This is a genomic window from Gordonia rhizosphera NBRC 16068, from assembly GCF_000298195.1.
In the GTDB taxonomy this organism is placed as follows: Bacteria; Actinomycetota; Actinomycetes; order Mycobacteriales; family Mycobacteriaceae; genus Gordonia; species Gordonia rhizosphera.
Genome location: NZ_BAHC01000069.1, coordinates 73,629 through 88,646, shown reverse-complemented (window position 1 = coordinate 88,646; position 15,018 = coordinate 73,629). Strand labels below are relative to the sequence as shown.

Annotated in this window: 15 protein-coding genes; 11 read left to right on the top strand and 4 right to left on the bottom strand. The window is 67.2% G+C overall.

Translation table 11 applies throughout. From position 1 onward, the window contains the following. Positions 1–83 precede the first annotated feature (83 nt). The 4 genes from GORHZ_RS08175 to GORHZ_RS08160 are packed head-to-tail and all read left to right on the top strand — an operon-like array spanning position 84 to position 4,095. On the top strand, positions 84–1,661 hold the full coding sequence (locus GORHZ_RS08175) for a methylmalonyl-CoA mutase family protein (RefSeq protein ID WP_006331899.1): 1,578 nt from the start codon (positions 84–86) through the stop codon (positions 1,659–1,661). Then, positions 1,661–2,062 (top strand): cobalamin B12-binding domain-containing protein, encoded by a 402-nt coding sequence (locus tag GORHZ_RS08170; RefSeq protein WP_006331898.1) that lies wholly within the window; start codon positions 1,661–1,663, stop codon positions 2,060–2,062. The genes GORHZ_RS08175 and GORHZ_RS08170 overlap by 1 nt, the downstream gene beginning before the upstream one ends. Positions 2,063–2,092: 30 nt before the next feature. Beyond that, the gene (locus GORHZ_RS08165; protein ID WP_006331897.1) at positions 2,093–3,049 is read left to right on the top strand and encodes an LLM class F420-dependent oxidoreductase; all 957 of its coding nucleotides are present in this window, start codon (positions 2,093–2,095) and stop codon (positions 3,047–3,049) included. Continuing rightward, positions 3,046–4,095, top strand: coding sequence for a CaiB/BaiF CoA transferase family protein (locus tag GORHZ_RS08160; protein WP_006331896.1), 1,050 nt, complete (start codon positions 3,046–3,048; stop codon positions 4,093–4,095). Before GORHZ_RS08165 ends, GORHZ_RS08160 begins: the two co-directional genes overlap by 4 nt. Positions 4,096–4,151: 56 nt before the next feature. Here GORHZ_RS08160 and GORHZ_RS08155 read toward each other — a convergent pair whose 3' ends face one another. Together GORHZ_RS08155 and GORHZ_RS08150 are read right to left on the bottom strand one after the other, a co-directional pair. Beyond that, positions 4,152–4,466 (bottom strand): DUF4286 family protein, encoded by a 315-nt coding sequence (locus GORHZ_RS08155; protein WP_006331895.1) that lies wholly within the window; start codon positions 4,464–4,466, stop codon positions 4,152–4,154. A 52-nt stretch (positions 4,467–4,518) separates the two neighbouring features. After that, on the bottom strand, positions 4,519–5,559 hold the full coding sequence (locus GORHZ_RS08150; RefSeq protein ID WP_006331894.1) for a ferredoxin--NADP reductase: 1,041 nt from the start codon (positions 5,557–5,559) through the stop codon (positions 4,519–4,521). A 119-nt stretch (positions 5,560–5,678) separates the two neighbouring features. On the opposite strand from GORHZ_RS08150, the gene GORHZ_RS08145 reads away from it, so the two are divergent. Genes GORHZ_RS08145 through GORHZ_RS08130 form a run of 4 tightly spaced genes read left to right on the top strand, consistent with a single transcriptional unit; the run spans position 5,679 to position 9,818 of the window. Beyond that, entirely contained in the window at positions 5,679–7,094 is a 1,416-nt protein-coding gene (locus tag GORHZ_RS08145) for a class I adenylate-forming enzyme family protein (RefSeq protein ID WP_006331893.1), read from the top strand. Then, complete coding sequence (locus tag GORHZ_RS08140) at positions 7,072–7,977, top strand: acyl-CoA dehydrogenase family protein (protein ID WP_006331892.1); 906 nt, start codon at positions 7,072–7,074, stop codon at positions 7,975–7,977. The genes GORHZ_RS08145 and GORHZ_RS08140 overlap by 23 nt, the downstream gene beginning before the upstream one ends. Then, a complete protein-coding gene (locus tag GORHZ_RS08135; RefSeq protein ID WP_006331891.1) occupies positions 7,964–9,049 on the top strand; it encodes an acyl-CoA dehydrogenase family protein in 1,086 nt (361 codons plus the stop codon). The genes GORHZ_RS08140 and GORHZ_RS08135 overlap by 14 nt, the downstream gene beginning before the upstream one ends. Before the next feature lies 1 nt (position 9,050). Then, positions 9,051–9,818, top strand: coding sequence for an enoyl-CoA hydratase/isomerase family protein (locus GORHZ_RS08130; protein ID WP_006331890.1), 768 nt, complete (start codon positions 9,051–9,053; stop codon positions 9,816–9,818). Positions 9,819–9,881: 63 nt separating this feature from the next. On the opposite strand, the gene GORHZ_RS08125 is transcribed toward GORHZ_RS08130, so the two are convergent. Both GORHZ_RS08125 and GORHZ_RS08120 read right to left on the bottom strand, forming a co-directional pair. Next, the gene (locus GORHZ_RS08125) at positions 9,882–10,637 is read right to left on the bottom strand and encodes an SDR family NAD(P)-dependent oxidoreductase (RefSeq protein ID WP_006331889.1); all 756 of its coding nucleotides are present in this window, start codon (positions 10,635–10,637) and stop codon (positions 9,882–9,884) included. Next, a complete protein-coding gene (locus GORHZ_RS08120; protein WP_006331888.1) occupies positions 10,634–11,395 on the bottom strand; it encodes an SDR family NAD(P)-dependent oxidoreductase in 762 nt (253 codons plus the stop codon). The genes GORHZ_RS08125 and GORHZ_RS08120 overlap by 4 nt, the downstream gene beginning before the upstream one ends. Before the next feature lie 52 nt (positions 11,396–11,447). On the opposite strand from GORHZ_RS08120, the gene GORHZ_RS08115 reads away from it, so the two are divergent. From GORHZ_RS08115 to meaB, 3 genes are read left to right on the top strand one after another with little or no spacing between them, the layout of a single operon-like run. Then, complete coding sequence (locus GORHZ_RS08115) at positions 11,448–12,920, top strand: class I adenylate-forming enzyme family protein (protein WP_006331887.1); 1,473 nt, start codon at positions 11,448–11,450, stop codon at positions 12,918–12,920. Next, the gene (locus GORHZ_RS08110) at positions 12,913–14,052 is read left to right on the top strand and encodes a thiolase family protein (protein ID WP_006331884.1); all 1,140 of its coding nucleotides are present in this window, start codon (positions 12,913–12,915) and stop codon (positions 14,050–14,052) included. Before GORHZ_RS08115 ends, GORHZ_RS08110 begins: the two co-directional genes overlap by 8 nt. Then, positions 14,045–14,950: a methylmalonyl Co-A mutase-associated GTPase MeaB gene (meaB, locus tag GORHZ_RS08105; RefSeq protein WP_006331881.1), complete on the top strand. Its 906-nt coding sequence runs from the start codon at positions 14,045–14,047 to the stop codon at positions 14,948–14,950. Before GORHZ_RS08110 ends, meaB begins: the two co-directional genes overlap by 8 nt. Positions 14,951–15,018: the final 68 nt, after the last annotated feature.

Here is a 15,018-nt window from a genome sequence, read left to right as displayed (position 1 = left end):
CAATCTCTGATAGTGAGAATATGATTCTCTTCTGATCAGATCGGTATTGGCATTCTCTGAAATGGAAAGTAACGTATCCGCTGATGGACTACATGACTGAGACCGCATCGGGTATCCCGCTCGAGATCTCTTACGGCCCGGGGGACAGCCCCACGACGCCACCGAGGCCGGGCGAGTTCCCGTTCACCCGCGGCAACTTCCCCAATGGCTACCGAGGCCGGACGTGGACGTTTCGGCAGTACTCGGGTTTCGGCACCGCCGAAGAATCGAACCGGCGCTATCGGTATCTTCTCGAGCAGGGCGGTACCGGACTGTCGGTGGCGCTCGATCTGCCGACACAGTGCGGATACGACTCCGACGACCCGGAGGTCTCCGAGGAGGTCGGGCGTGTCGGCTGTGCGGTCGACACCCTCGCCGACGCCGAGATCCTCTTCGACGGTATCCCGCTGGACAAGATCAGCACGAGCTTCACGATCAACGGCACTGCCGCGATCCTGCTCGCGTTCTATGTCGCGGCGGCCGAGCGCAAGGGCGTACCGCGCGAGAAGCTCACCGGCACCATCCAGAACGACATCCTGAAGGAATACGCGTCGCGCGGCACGTGGATCTGGCCACCGGAGCCCTCGCTGCGACTGATCGCCGACACGATCGAGTTCTGCGCGGCCGAGGTGCCCCGCTTCAACGCGATCTCGGTGGCGGGTGCGCACTTCCGTGACGCGGGCGCCAACGCCGTGCAGGAGATGGCGTTCACCCTCGCCGACGGTGTCACATACTGCGACACGGTGATTGAGCGCGGTCGGATGACCATCGATCAGTTCGCGCCGCAGATCTCGTTCTTTTTCTACACCCACGGCGACTTCTTCGAGGAGATCGCCAAGTACCGGGCCGGCCGGCGCCGCTGGGCGACGATCGTGCGCGAACGGTACGGAGCGACGGCGGACAAGGCGTCCATGTTCCGGTTCGGCTGCGTGGCCGGCGGCGCGTCCCTGTATGCGCCTCAGGCACAGAACAACCTCGTGCGAGTCGCCTACGAGGCCATGGCATCGGTCCTCGGCGGTGTGCAGTCCATGTTCACCGCCGCCTGGGACGAACCGTTCGCGCTGCCGAGCGAGGAGTCCGCGACCCTCGCGTTGCGGACGCAGCAGATCCTCGCCATCGAGACCGGCGTGACCCGCGTCGCCGACCCGCTCGGTGGCTCGTACTTCGTGGAGGCCCTCACCGACGCCACCGAGGAACGGATCATCGACATCATGGCCGATCTCGATGCCCACGGCGGCATGGTGCGGGCAATCGAGGACGGCTATCTGCAGGGCCTGATCGCCGACGAGGCCTACCGGGTACACCAGGATATCGAGCGAGGTGAACGACCAGTGGTCGGGGTGAACCGGTTTGTCTCGCAGGAGGAATCACCGGAGATCGCCACCTACGAACTCGACGCGGAAGGAAGGGAACTGCAACTCAAGCGTCTGGCGAAGGTGAAATCGGAACGCGACGCGGATGCGGTCAAGCAGACGCTGGCGGCTCTGTCCCGGTCCGCCGAGGGAACTGACAATCTGATGCACGCACTGATCGACTGCGCCAACGCCTACTGCACCGTCGGCGAGATGGTGTCCACGCTCAAGAACGTGTGGGGCGAGTTCTCCCAGCCGGTGGTCTTCTGATGACCGCCCGCATCCTGGTCGCGAAGCCGGGTCTCGACGGCCACGATCGCGGTGCCAAGATCGTGGCACGGACCCTGCGTGACGCCGGATTCGAGGTCATCTACACCGGTATCCGGCAGCGGATCGAGGACATCGTCTCCATCGCCCTGCACGAGGATGTCGCCGTCGTCGGGTTGAGCATCCTGTCCGGCGCGCACGTCGCCCTGACCACCCGCACCATCGACGCGCTGCGCGCCGCCGACGCCGGTGACATCGCGGTGGTGGTCGGCGGCACCATCCCGCAGGGCGACGTCAAGAAGCTCCTCGACGCCGGCGCCGCGGCGGTGTTTCCCACCGGGACGCCACTGGAGACACTGGTGACCGAGGTACGCGCCCTGACCGAGGAAACCGCGACGCCCTGACCGGCGTACAACCAGACCATCGGAGGCAGTATGCGGATCGGCGTGATGATCGGACCCGAGCGGGGGGACTCCGCGCGCAAGGTCGATCGGATGATGAAGGACATCGACTGGGCGGAGTCGGCCGGACTGGACACCGCCTGGATACCCCAGGTGCCGACCGATTTCGACGCGCTCATCACGGTGGCGCTGATGGGCGCCCGGACGAATCGGATCGAACTCGGCACGGCGGTGGTTCCGCTGCAGGCTCAGCATCCCATAGCCCTTGCGCGACAGGCACTCTCGGCTCACGCTGCGGCGGGTGGTCGACTCGCACTGGGTGTCGGCCCCTCGCATCACTGGATCGTCGAGGACATGCTCGGTATCCCCTACGAAAAACCCGCCGCATTCACCCGCGACTATCTTGACGTGCTCGATCAGGCACTGCACGGGCCGGGTCCGGTCGACGTCGAGAACTCGTCGTTCACCGTGCACAATCCGCTCGAACTCGGTCCCGTCGCACCGATTCCCGTCTTGCTGGCGGCGCTCGGCCCGGTGATGCTGCGGTTGGCCGGCGAGCGTGCGGACGGAACGATCCTCTGGATGGCCGACGAACGCGCCATCGCCGACCACATCGCTCCGCGTATCAACGAGGCCGCCGAGCACGCCGGCCGGCCGGCGCCTCGCATCGTCGCCGGGCTGCCCGTATGTCTGTGTCGTCCATCGGAGGTCGACGAGGCGCGGGAACGTGCCAACCGCATCCTCGCCGAGGCCGAGTTCTCACCGAACTACCAGCGGCTCCTCGAGCACGGCGACGCCCGCGATGTCGGCGACCTGTGTGCCGCCGGGGACGAGGACGCGATCCTCGAACGGTTCCGCCGTTTCGAGAAGGCCGGGGTGACCGACATCTCGATGCGGCTGCTGCCGATCGGCGACACGCGCGACGAACTGATCGCGTCGAAATACCGCACCCGTGAGGTCATCGCGGAACTGGCGAAAGAGCTTCGGTGACGTCGGGGCCCCTGGCGGGGATCCGAGTTCTCGAGGTCGGCACGATGCTGGCCGGGCCCTACGCCACGATGATGCTGGCCGACCTCGGTGCCGAGGTGATCAAGATCGAACCCGAGACCGGGGACATCTCCCGGCAGGTGAGCGACGCCTACTTCGTCAGTCTGAACCGTGGGAAGAGCAGTGTCTGTTTGGATCTGACCGTCGCGGAGGGGCAGGCGAGGCTCGGCGAGCTCGTCGCGGATGCCCATGCGCTGCTGGTGAATCTGAAGCCGTCGGCGATTCACCGACTGGGACTGACGTACGAGAAGCTCCGGCGATTCAACGAGCGGATCGTCTGTGTGGCGATCACCGGATACGGCCTGTACGCCGGGGATGACCCCGCCTTCGACTACGTCATCCAGGCGGCCACCGGGGTGGCCGCGCTGACCGGGGATCCGGACGGACCGCCGACACTGCCGGGTTATTCGTCGGCGGACAATTCCACCGGCCTCACCGCTGCGCTCGGACTGCTCGCGCAGATCGTCTCCGGCCGGGGCGGGCAGATCGACGTGTCGCTGCACGACGTCATGCTGTCGCAACTGAACTATCACGCCTCGGCCTACCTCAACACCGGGACCGAACCGGTCCGTCGGGCATGGGGTGCGCATTCGTACTACGTTCCGGCGCAGATGTTCCCGACCGCCGACGGGCACATCGCCCTCTTCATCACCCACGACGGTTTCTGGCGATCATTCGCCACCGAGGCCGGCATCGACGGGTTCTGGCGGATGGCAGAGCGTGCGGAGCGCCGCGACGAGGTGCTCGCCGCGGTGACGGCCGCGCTCGCCACCGACTCGGCCGACCATTGGGAGAAGCGTCTGAAACCCCTCGGCGTCCCGGTCGCCGCGGTGCGGTCGTTGCCGGAGGCGTTGGCGGAGACACCGGAGGTCGTCGTCGAGGCGGGAGGCTTTCGGACGGTGCGGTGCCCGATCCGGGTGTCCGACTTCGAACCCGACTACCGGCCCGCGCCGGCGCTCGGGGAGATGCAACACACGTCGACGTCGTGACCTCTCGCTGACATGCCGATCCACGAGGGGTGGATCGGCATGCCGGCGAGACGGATTCAGCGCTCTGGAGTCTCCTCGAGGAAACGCATCGCCGGCGGCGGATCCATCTGCATGCTGTCGGACCACGTGAACGCGCCATTGCGGGCCGCCGAGGACAGGCCGCTTGCGACTGCGCCGAGGTCCTCACCGTCGACGTCGTAGATCGTCACGATGGGCCCGTCACCGTCGAGTGGCCGGAGCCGGCGTGCCGACACGAAGCCCTCGAGTGCGAGGACTTCGGGGATATGGACCTCCTCGTACCACTTGTTGAACTCGTCGAGGCGATCGGGTGAGCTCGGCCGGCTCTCGACGAGCAGGACGCCTTTGGGCATCGGTATCTCCTTCTTCCTTGTTGGTGTGGCGAAGCCACAACTGGGGGGCTGTTCAGTCCTCGTAGTCCACGACCGTGTTAGCGGTGTCCGGGACGGCTTGGCAGGTGAGCACATAACCGTCGTCGACCTCGTCGTCCTCCAGCGCGTCGTTGACCCGCATGGTGGCGGTGCCCTCGTCGAGGCGCGCCATGCAGGTGGCGCAGTTGCCGGCCTCACAGGAGAACGGTGGTTTCAGGCCGCCACGTCGGGCGGACTCGAGAATCGTCTCGCCTGGCTTACGCGGGACGGTGATCTTCTTGCGGCCCAGTTTGATCGTTAGGGTGCCAGAATCCTCGACCGCCTCCCCGGGTCCGTCTGATGCGGAGGATGTTTCGGAGTCCGCGTCGTCGGAGCCGGGGATCGGTGCCGTCGTCCCGAATCGTTCGACGAAGATGTTTCCGGCTCCGGTCAGCACCGATTCGACGAGAGCCATGAACGGCTCGGGGCCGCAGATGTAGCTGTCCGCACCGGTGTCGTCGCCGACGAAGTCGCGGATCGCGGCCTCGGTGAGATATCCGTTCTCGTCGTCGAGACTGCGCACCACGGTGAGCCGTCCGGGGTACGCCTTCACCAGGTCGGCCATCGCGGTGTCGAAGATGATCGACTCCCGGTCGCGGTCGGCGCAGAGTAGGCGGATCTGTCGGTCCGTGGTGGCCAGCGCGCTCTTGGTCAGTGACAGCACGGGCGTGATGCCGCTTCCGCCGCTGAACCCGAGCAGCGGGACTTCGGTGGGATGCAGGCAGAACGTCCCGGCCGCGCGCGTCATCTCCAGGACGTCGCCTTCGGCGACGTTATCGAGGATCCAGTTCGAGACCGTGCCGCCCTCGACCCGTTTGACGGTGGTGGTGAGTTCGGAATCGACCTCCGGTGCACTGGACATCGAATACGAGCGGTAGAACACCTCGCCGTCGACGGTGACGCGGAAGGTGCAGAACTGGCCGGCCTGGTAGGTGAGGGGGCCGCCCTCGGGCTCGAGGGTGAACGTCCGCGCGTCGTCGGTCTCCTTCACGACCCGGGTCACGGTCGCTCGCTGGAACAGCGGGGGTCTGGCCACGGTTCGTTTCCTTTCGTGCTGGTCAGGTCTCCGACATTGCAATTCTATCTGCAAGAGAATTATATTCTCTCATTGGATGGTCGAACTTCTCAAGTGTCGGCGGAGCAGAGCGAGGTGACATGGTGGCCGATCCCGTTGTGCTGGTGTTCGACGACCGCGAGTACACGCGGTCCGAGATCGATCTGCTCACCAACGGGCTGGCCGCGGTGCTCTCCGCGCGCGGTGTGGGTCCGGGTACCCGGGTCGCGCTGATGTCGTCGAATCGGCCCGAGTTCGTCGTCGCCGTCATGGCGATCTGGCAGCTCGGTGCTTCGGCCGTGCTGATCAGTCCGGCCTGGAAGTCCGCCGAGGTTCGCCACGCGCTGTCGGTCTCCGGCGCTCTGGCCGCCGTCGGGGACAGCCCGGTGCTGTCAAACCTGATGCCGATGGTGAGTCTCGACGACCCGATCGTGCCCTGCGCGGCGCCGGACTCCGCCAGGAGACCGATCGACCAAGACGCCGATGCCGTGCTCGTCTTCAGCTCGGGAACCACCGGAATGCCGAAGGCCGTCAGGCACTCTCATCGGTCCTTCGCCGTGGCTGTCGACCACTGGCGTGTCGCGTTGGGACTCGGGCCGTCGGACCGGATCCAGGTGGTGACACCACCGTCGCACATCCTGGGCCTGCTGAACATCGTCACCGCGATGCGCGCGGGGGCGTGGATTCGCCTGGAAGCCCGCTTTGACCTCGACCGCATGCTCCGCCGCATCGAAGAGGACCGGATCACCGTCGAGATGGCGGTCGCGCCGATAGCGCTGGCCATCGCGTCCCATCCCCGGCTGGAGTCGTTCGATCTGTCGTCGTTGCGTTACATCATGTGGGGTGCGACGCCGGTGACGCGGAGCGTGGCCGACACCGTCACCCGGCGGACCGGGGTCGGATGGGTGCCCGCGTACGGGGCCAGCGAGGTGCCGGTGATCGCCTGCAATCCGATCGACGGAGCACGACTCGACAGCGTCGGTAAGGCGGTGCCGGGGGTCGAGATCCGCGTCGTGGATCTCGACGGCCGAACACCGGTGGACCCTGGAGTCCCGGGCGAGATCCAGGTCAGATCACCGTCGGTGATGACCGGGTACCTCCCGGAGGAGGCGAATGCGACGGCCTTCGAGGACGGGTGGTATCGCACGGGCGATGTCGGAGTCCTCGATGCCGACGGGTGGATTCGCATCACCGACCGATCCAAGGAGATGATCAAGGTCCGCGGCTTCCAGGTGGCGCCCGCGGAGGTCGAGTCGGTCCTGCACGGACATCCCGCCATCGCGGACTGCGCAGTCTTCGGGGTACCCGACGATATCGACGGCGAACGCATCGTCGCCGCGGTCGCCCTTGCCGAGCCGGTCACCGACGATGACCTCATCGCTGCCGTCGTCACCGAACTCGCCTCGTACAAGAGACCGCGGGAGATCAGGGTGGTTGACGAGATACCCCGTCTCCCTTCGGGAAAGGTGCTGCGCAGAGTGTTGAAGGAGAGCTATGGATGTACGGCTGACCACTGAACAGGCACAGTTGCGTGATGCAGCTGCCAAGCTGGCGGACGACCTCGGCCCGGGATCGGTCGCGGACCTCGACGACGCCGCGCGACACGACCGGTTGCGTGCCGCGCTCGACCGGACGGGGTGGCGACATCTCCGCTCCGACGGGGCCTCCGGTGTGGAGGTCGCGATCGTCGCCGAGGAGTTCGGACGAGGCCTGGTGGACGCGGCCTTTCTGGGGCCGATCCTGGCCGATGACCTGTTGCGCCATCTCGGCGACACCGGGCCGGCGACCGTGTCGATCGATGGTGTCGCCCCCGACGCCGACGGCTGTGAACGCGTCGTCGCGCTCGACGGGGTGGAGGTCCGCACCGGCCCGGCCGACGTCGTCAGCATGTCGTCGGACCTCACTCGGGTATCGAAACAGGTTGCGATGCTTGATGAGACACCGCTCGGGTCGTTGTCGGAATCGGCGGCGCGGCGTTGGGTTGTGCTCGCCCTCGTCACCACGGCCGCCGACATCCTGGGCGCCGCGCGTGGCGCGCAGGCATTGGCCTGTGACTACGCGAAGATCCGCGAGCAATACGGCAAGACCATCGGTTCCTACCAGGCGATCGGCCACCTGCTCGCCGAAAACCTCGCACTGCTCGAAGGGGCCACGAGCATCGTGCGGTATGCGGCCTGGGCCGTCGACGAGGAGGAGCCCGACGTCGCCGAGAACGCGGCGAGAATGGCCAAGGTCTACGCGTCGCGTATTGCACTCACCGTCTGCGAGAACGTGATTCAGGTACACGGCGGAATCGGGAACACCTGGGAGTGTCTGGCGCACGTGTTCCTCCGGCGGGTCTTGGTGTCGACCGAAACGTTCCCGGTGAGCCTGAAGGAGATCAACATTGGACTATCGTGACTCAACCGAGGAGGCCGCATTCCGCGATCGTCTGCGGGCGTGGCTGGCCGACACCGCCGGCGATTTCCCGACATCGGGCGACGAGTACTGGGCGCGCCAGGGCGAATGGCATCAGGCCCTATACGGGGCGGGCTTCTTCGGGCTCTCCTGGCCGAAGGAGTTCGGCGGACAGGATCTCCCGCCCGTCTACGATGTGATCCTCGACGAGGAACTCGCCCGCGCCGGGGCGCCGCCGCGGCCGAGTCTCGGATACCTCCTGCACGGGCTGGGACGTCACGCGAGTACCGAACTGCAGCAACGGTTCCTGCCCGGCATGATCAACGGCACGGAACGCTGGTGCCAGGGCTTCTCCGAACCGGGTGCGGGCTCCGACCTGGCCTCCCTGCGTACCACCGCCACCCTCGACGGCGACGACTATGTGATCAACGGCCACAAGATCTGGACGAGCTACTCCGATGTCGCGGACTGGTGTCTGCTCCTGGCTCGCACGGACCCGGATGCGCCACGTCATCGTGGGATCTCGGCGTTCATCATCTCCATGCACCAGGACGGTGTGCAGCAGCGGCCGTTGAAGATGATCAGCGGCATCACCACCGAGTTCGGGCAGGTGCTCTTCGACGGCGCCCGGGTACCCGCGAACCAGATGATCGGGTCCCCGGGCGAGGGGTGGGCCCTGGCGATGACGGTGGTCGGCCACGAACGCGAACCGTCCACCCTGGGATATGTCGCGCGGTACGGAAAGCTGGTGCGCCAACTGGCCGCACGGTCGGGCGAGTACTCGGACGACATCGCGTGGGCCGCCGTCCAGACGGAGATGCTGCGGCTCCACGTCCGCCGCAGGCTGTCCGAACAGCTCGACGGGGTGTCGCACACCTCGGAGGGATCGCTGGACAAGCTGCTGATGACATGGGTCGACCAGTCGGTCGGCCACGCCGCCCTGTCCGTCGGCGGTACCACCGATCCGGAACTCTTCGGTTCCTATCTGTACAGCCGCGCGCAGAGCGTCATGGGCGGCACCTCACAGATCCAGAAGAACATCATCGCGTCGAGACTGCTCGGGTTGGGAGTGTGACATGTACGGCATGCCGGACGAGATCGAGGTCACCGAGGAAGGGGCGCTGCGGATCATCTCGCTGAATCGGCCCGACGCCCTGAACGCGGTCAACGATGCGCTGCATTCCGGGCTGGCCGAGCTGTGGACCCGGCTGAGCGAGGATCTCCAGGCCCGCGCTGCGGTCCTGACCGGGCACGGCAAGGCGTTCTCGGCGGGCGGCGACTTCACGTATCTGAAGGAGCTCGGCGCCGATCCGGCTCTGCGCGCCAAGACGATTCGTCATGGACGTGAACTCGTGCTGGGTATGGCGCGGTGCCGGGTTCCGGTGATCGCGGCGGTCAACGGGCCGGCGGTCGGCCTCGGATGCAGTCTGGTTGCGCTCAGCGACGTGGTGTACATGAGTCCTGCCGCTTACCTGGCCGATCCGCACGTGCAGGTCGGGCTCGTCGCCGCCGACGGTGGACCCCTCACCTGGCCGCTGCAGATCAGTCTGCTGCAGGCCAAGGAGTTCGCGCTCACCGGCACCCGGATCACGGCCGAGCGGGCCGTGGCGCTGGGCCTGGCCAATCACGTCGTCGACGATCCGCTCAGCGAGGCGACGTCGTGCGCGAAGAAGATGATGGAGCTGCCGCAGCAGGCGGTCGAGTCCACGAAGCGGATGCTGAACATCCACCTCGAACGGGCGGTGCTGGCCAGCCTGGACTACGCGAACATGGCCGAGGAGCTGTCGTTCCAGACCGACGACTTCCGCGCCACGATCGATCGTTTGACCGCGCCGAAGAGCTGAGGCGGCGCACCCGGGTGTGGTGCCGCCTGGTCCACCTCTGACGGCCAGGCGGCGCGTGTCCGATCAGGTCGTGTGCGCGACCAGCTGTTCGGAGCGCTGGACGGTTCCGCTGATGCCGTCGGACCGCTGCGCTGCCGGCCGGACGGCCGCACGACCCATGGTTTCCGGGGGTTCGACCATCTCCGGCGGGATCTCACGTCCGCCACCAGCCGCCTGCCAGCCCTCGGTGAGCACCACACGTGACGGACTCAGGCAGTTCACCGCGATGTCGTCGCCGCGAAGGTCGTGTGCCAGGCCGAGATAGAGCCGTTCGACCGCGGCCTTGGACACCCAGTAGGCATTGGACCCACGCTCGATCATGCCGACGCCGGTGGTGGTCACCGCGATGAGTGAGCCGCCACCGCGAGCGCGGAGGTGGCCGATGACGTGTTTGGTCACCAGGAAGGTGCCGGTGAGGTTCACGTCGAGACAGAGTTGCCATCGCTTCTGTGGGGTCGTCTCCACCGGGCCGAGCCACAGGACGCCGGCGTTCGCGACCGCGATGTCGATGCCACCGAGTTCCCGGGCGACCCGGTCCGTAGCGGTCGTGACGGACTCCTCATCCGTGACATCGCAGATCACCGGGAGGGCGGTCCCGCCGTCGGCGTTGATGGCGTCGGCGACGGTGTGAATGGTTCCCGGAACCCGGGATTCGGTGTCGGTCCGAGCCGCCACCGCGACCGCGGCACCGGCCTCGGAGAGGGCGACGGCGATGGCCGCCCCGATCCCGCGGCTGGCACCGGCGACGAACGCGACCTGTCCGGCGAGCGGGCCGGTCACCTCGGTGGGAAACGGAGCGCACCGTCGAGGCGGATCACTTCACCGTTGAGGTAGTCGTTGGCACAGATGTGTTCCACCAGAGCCGCGTACTCCGGCGACTGTCCCATGCGGCGCGGCCACGGAACCTGCTTGCCCCAGTACTCTTCGAGCTGATCGGCGTGCTTGCCGTAGGCCGGGGTGTTGAAGGTGCCCGGGGCGATCGTCACCACCCGAATCCCCAACGGCGAGAGGTCACGTGCGGCCACGAGTGTCATGCTGACGACACCGCCCTTGGCCGCCGCGTAGGGCAGCTGGCCGATCTGACCCTCGTAGGCGGCGATCGAAGCGGTGTTGACGATCACCCCTCGGCCCGAATCGCCGGCCTCTTGGCGCCCCATCGCCGCTGCGGCGAGCCGCATGACGTTGAAGACACCGGTCAGATAGACCTCGATGGTGGTGCGGAAGCCATCCAGATCCAGTGGGCTGCCGTCCTTTCCGACGAGCCGACCACCCGACGCCGGGCCGCCATGGGTGTCCACCGAGATGCGGAACGGGCCCTTCTCCTCGGCCTCGGCGATCGCGGCGTTGACGTCATCGGCATTGGTCGCATCCGTGCGCACGTAATGCACTCCGAGCTCGGCCTCGAGCTCCTTGCCCTTCTCGTCCGCCAGATCGGCCACCACCACGTGTGCGCCGGCCGCGTGTAGTCGACGGACGGTCGCCTCGCCCAACCCTCCGGCACCGCCGACGACGACTGCCGAACTTCCTGCGATCTCCATTCGCAATCCCTCCTTGCAACTCCGACTCTCTCTCTGAGAGAATAATGTTCTCATGAACATCACCATGATTCTTGATATGGCGTCAAGCGTCGATGACCGGCTGGTCGTGACCTCCGGCGCACGGTCCGTGACGGGGGCCGAACTGAAGCAGTTGGCGCGCCGGGCCGCCGACAGTTTCCGAGGCTGCGCAGCGGTGCTCTACGAGGGTGTCAACCATCTGGCCTATCCGGTCGCGCTGTTCGGGGCCGCCTACGCCGGTATCCCGTTCGTGCCGCTGAACTATCGGCTCGGCGACGTGGCGCTGGCCGCGCTCGAGGCCAAGCACGAAGGCGCTCGCATCCTGCGGTCCGAGGATCTCGACGGATGGATCACCGGACTCGACGATCGCCCGGACCCTACCGACGACGACCTGGACGCCGACCTGACGAATCCGGATGCCGTTGCCGTGGTGATCTACACGAGTGGGACGACCTCGGAACCGAAGCCGGCCATTCTGCGGCACCGGCACCTGTTGGCCTACGTGCTCAACACCCTCGAGTTCTCCTCGGCCGCAGTGGGGGATGCGGCGTTGGTGGCCGTGCCGCCCTACCACATCGCGGGTCTGACGAATCTGATGTCGAACCTGTACACGGGTCGTCGGATCGTGTACGCGAGCGGTTTCGACGCGCGGCAGTGGATCGACACCGTGCGCGCGGAATCGGTCACCCACGCCATGCTGGTCCCGACGATGCTCGCCCGCGTCGTCGACGTGCTCGCCGGGGAGGGTGGCGACCTGCCGTCGCTCGCCACCCTCGCCTACGGAGGCGCCCGCACGCCGCGGGCGGTGATCGAGCGCGCGCTCGACGTGCTGCCGACAACCGGTTTCGTCAACGCCTACGGGCTGACCGAGACCGCGTCATCGATCGCCGTTCTCGGGCCCGACGACCATCGGGCCGCGGCCACGTCGGCCGATCCCGTGGTGCGGGCCCGGCTCGGGTCGGTGGGACGGGCGCTGCCGGGTATCGACATCGAGATCCGCGACCCCGAGGGCACCGTGCTGCAGCCCGGACAGGAGGGTCTCGTGTTCGTGCGCGGAGACCAGATCTCGGGCGAGTACGGAAGCCGGAGTGTCCTCGACGACGAGGGGTGGTTCGCGACGCGAGATCTCGGGCGCCTCGATGCGGACGGTTTCCTCTACATCGAGGGCCGCGCCGACGACACGATCATCCGCGGCGGTGAGAACATCGCGCCGGCCGAGATCGAGGACGTCCTCATCACGCACCCAACGGTGACCGAGGCGGCGGTCATCGGCGTCCCCGACCCGGAGTGGGGGCAGAGGCTCGTCGCCGTCGTCGTCGGGGAGGGCGATCCCGAGGAGATCCGCGCCTGGGTGAAGGAACGCCTGCGGTCGTCGAAGACGCCCGATTCGATCATCATCACCACCGAACTCCCGCGCACCGAGACGGGAAAACTGATACGCCGCAAGCTTCTTGCCGATCTGTCAGCCGCCGCGCCGCAACCAGAACTGGAGAAGAACCATGCCTGAAGCCGTCATCGTCGCTGCGCGCCGGACCCCGATAGGGACCGCGTTCAAGGGGTCGCTGCGCGACACCGATGCCTTCGACCTGGCCGAGCACACCGTGTCCGCCGTCGTCGAGGATCTCGGCTCGGCCCCGATCGACGACGTGATCCTCGGTGAAGGCCTCTACGGTGGCGGGGTGATCGCCCGCCACGCCGCCATCACGGCGGGCCTCGTCGACGTCCCGGGCCTGGCGGTCAACCGCCACTGTGCGGCCGGACTCGCGGCCGTGCAGACGGCGGCCGGCAGTATCCGCGCCGGAATGGACAAGCTCATCCTCGCCGGCGGAGTGAACTCCGCGTCCACCTCGCCGCGGCAGAGCTTCCGGGTCGGTGAGGAGTGGATCGAGCGGTGGATGCCGCCCACCCATCCCAACCAGTCGGATGCGCCGAACCGGGATATGTCGATCACGGTCGGGTGGAACTCGGCTCTCGCCGCGGGGATCTCGCGGATGGAGATGGACGAGTGGGCGCTCCGGTCACACCGCAATGCCATCGGCGCGATCGATGAAGGACGTTTCGACGACGAGGTGGTCCCCATCAAGACGGTCCACGGGCTCTTCGAGGTCGACGAGCATCCCCGTCGTGAGACCAGCATGGAGAAGTTGGCGGCGCTGAAGCCGTTGCACCCGGAGATCGAGGGCTTCTCGATCACGGCCGGCAACGCCAGCGGCGCCAATGATGCCGCTGCGGTCCTGGCGGTCGCCAGCGACGAACTCGGTATGCCCGCGCTCGCCACGGTGCGGTCGTGGTCGTCGGTGGGAGTCGGCCCCGCCCAGACCGGCCTGTCGCCGGTGACCGCGATCCCGAAGGCGCTGGAGCGCGCCGGACTCTCGCTCGCCGACGTCGATCTGTTCGAGATCAACGAGGCCTTCGCCGCCAACTGCCTGGCCTGTGTGAGACTGCTCGACATCGATCCCGACATCGTCAACGTCAGCGGCAGCGGATGTTCGCTCGGGCACCCGGTAGCCGCCAGCGGGGCGCGGATGCTCACCACCCTCGTCTACGAATTGCGCAGGCGCGGTGGCGGAATCGGTGTCGCCTCGATGTGCGCGGGTGGTGGACTCGGGTCGGCGACGGTCATCGAGGTCCATGGCTGATCGCCGGTCGACGCTCCCGGCCACCGTCGACGGCCTTCTCCAAGCGGCGCGCTCCGGATCGGCACGCGCGGCCGGCCGACTCCTGACCCAGGTCGAGGGAGAGGGTCGGGCGGCTGTCCTGGCGGCCATCGGCCCCGCATCCGGCACGGTGTCGGTCATCGGGATAACCGGACCGCCGGGTGCGGGGAAGTCGACGACCATCACCGCGCTCGTCGCCGCCTACCGTGAGCAGGGTCGTCGGGTCGCGGTGCTGGCCGTCGACCCCACGTCGCCGTACAGCGGCGGAGCGCTTCTGGGAGACCGAATCCGGATGACCCAGCACATCGACGACACCGATGTGCTGATCCGGTCGATGGCGACGCGAGGTCATCTCGGCGGCCTGGCATCTGCGGTACCGGCGGCCATCCGCCTCCTGGAGGCACTGGCCTATGACATCGTTTTCGTGGAAACCGTCGGCGTGGGTCAGTCCGAGGTCGAGGTGTCCGCGGTTTCCGACCCCGCCATTGTGATCCTCAATCCTGGTGCAGGAGATGCGGTTCAGGCTGCCAAGGCCGGGTTGTTGGAGGTGGCCGACATCCTTGTGGTCAACAAGGCCGATCGCGAGGGCGCCGAACAGACCGTTCGCGACCTGCGGATGGAGTCCTCGGCGCCGGTGTTGACCCTGATCGCCACGCGTGGTGAGGGCGTCACCGAACTCCTGGAAGCCATCGACCATCATCGGCGCGACGACGATCCCGCCCGCCGCGCGGCCCGCGTGCGCACGCAGATCCTGTCGTTGGCGATGACGCGCCTGCGTACGCATCCCGGTCTCGCCGATGCCGTCGACGATGCCGTCGCCGGCCGCAGTGACGTCTACGCGGCGGCCGAACGCCTGATCGCCCCCGATAGCCGCCGATAGCCGAGTCGTCGACGGCACCCGGATTCCCACCGACAGCGACCTATATTCCACCGACAGCACCCGAAATC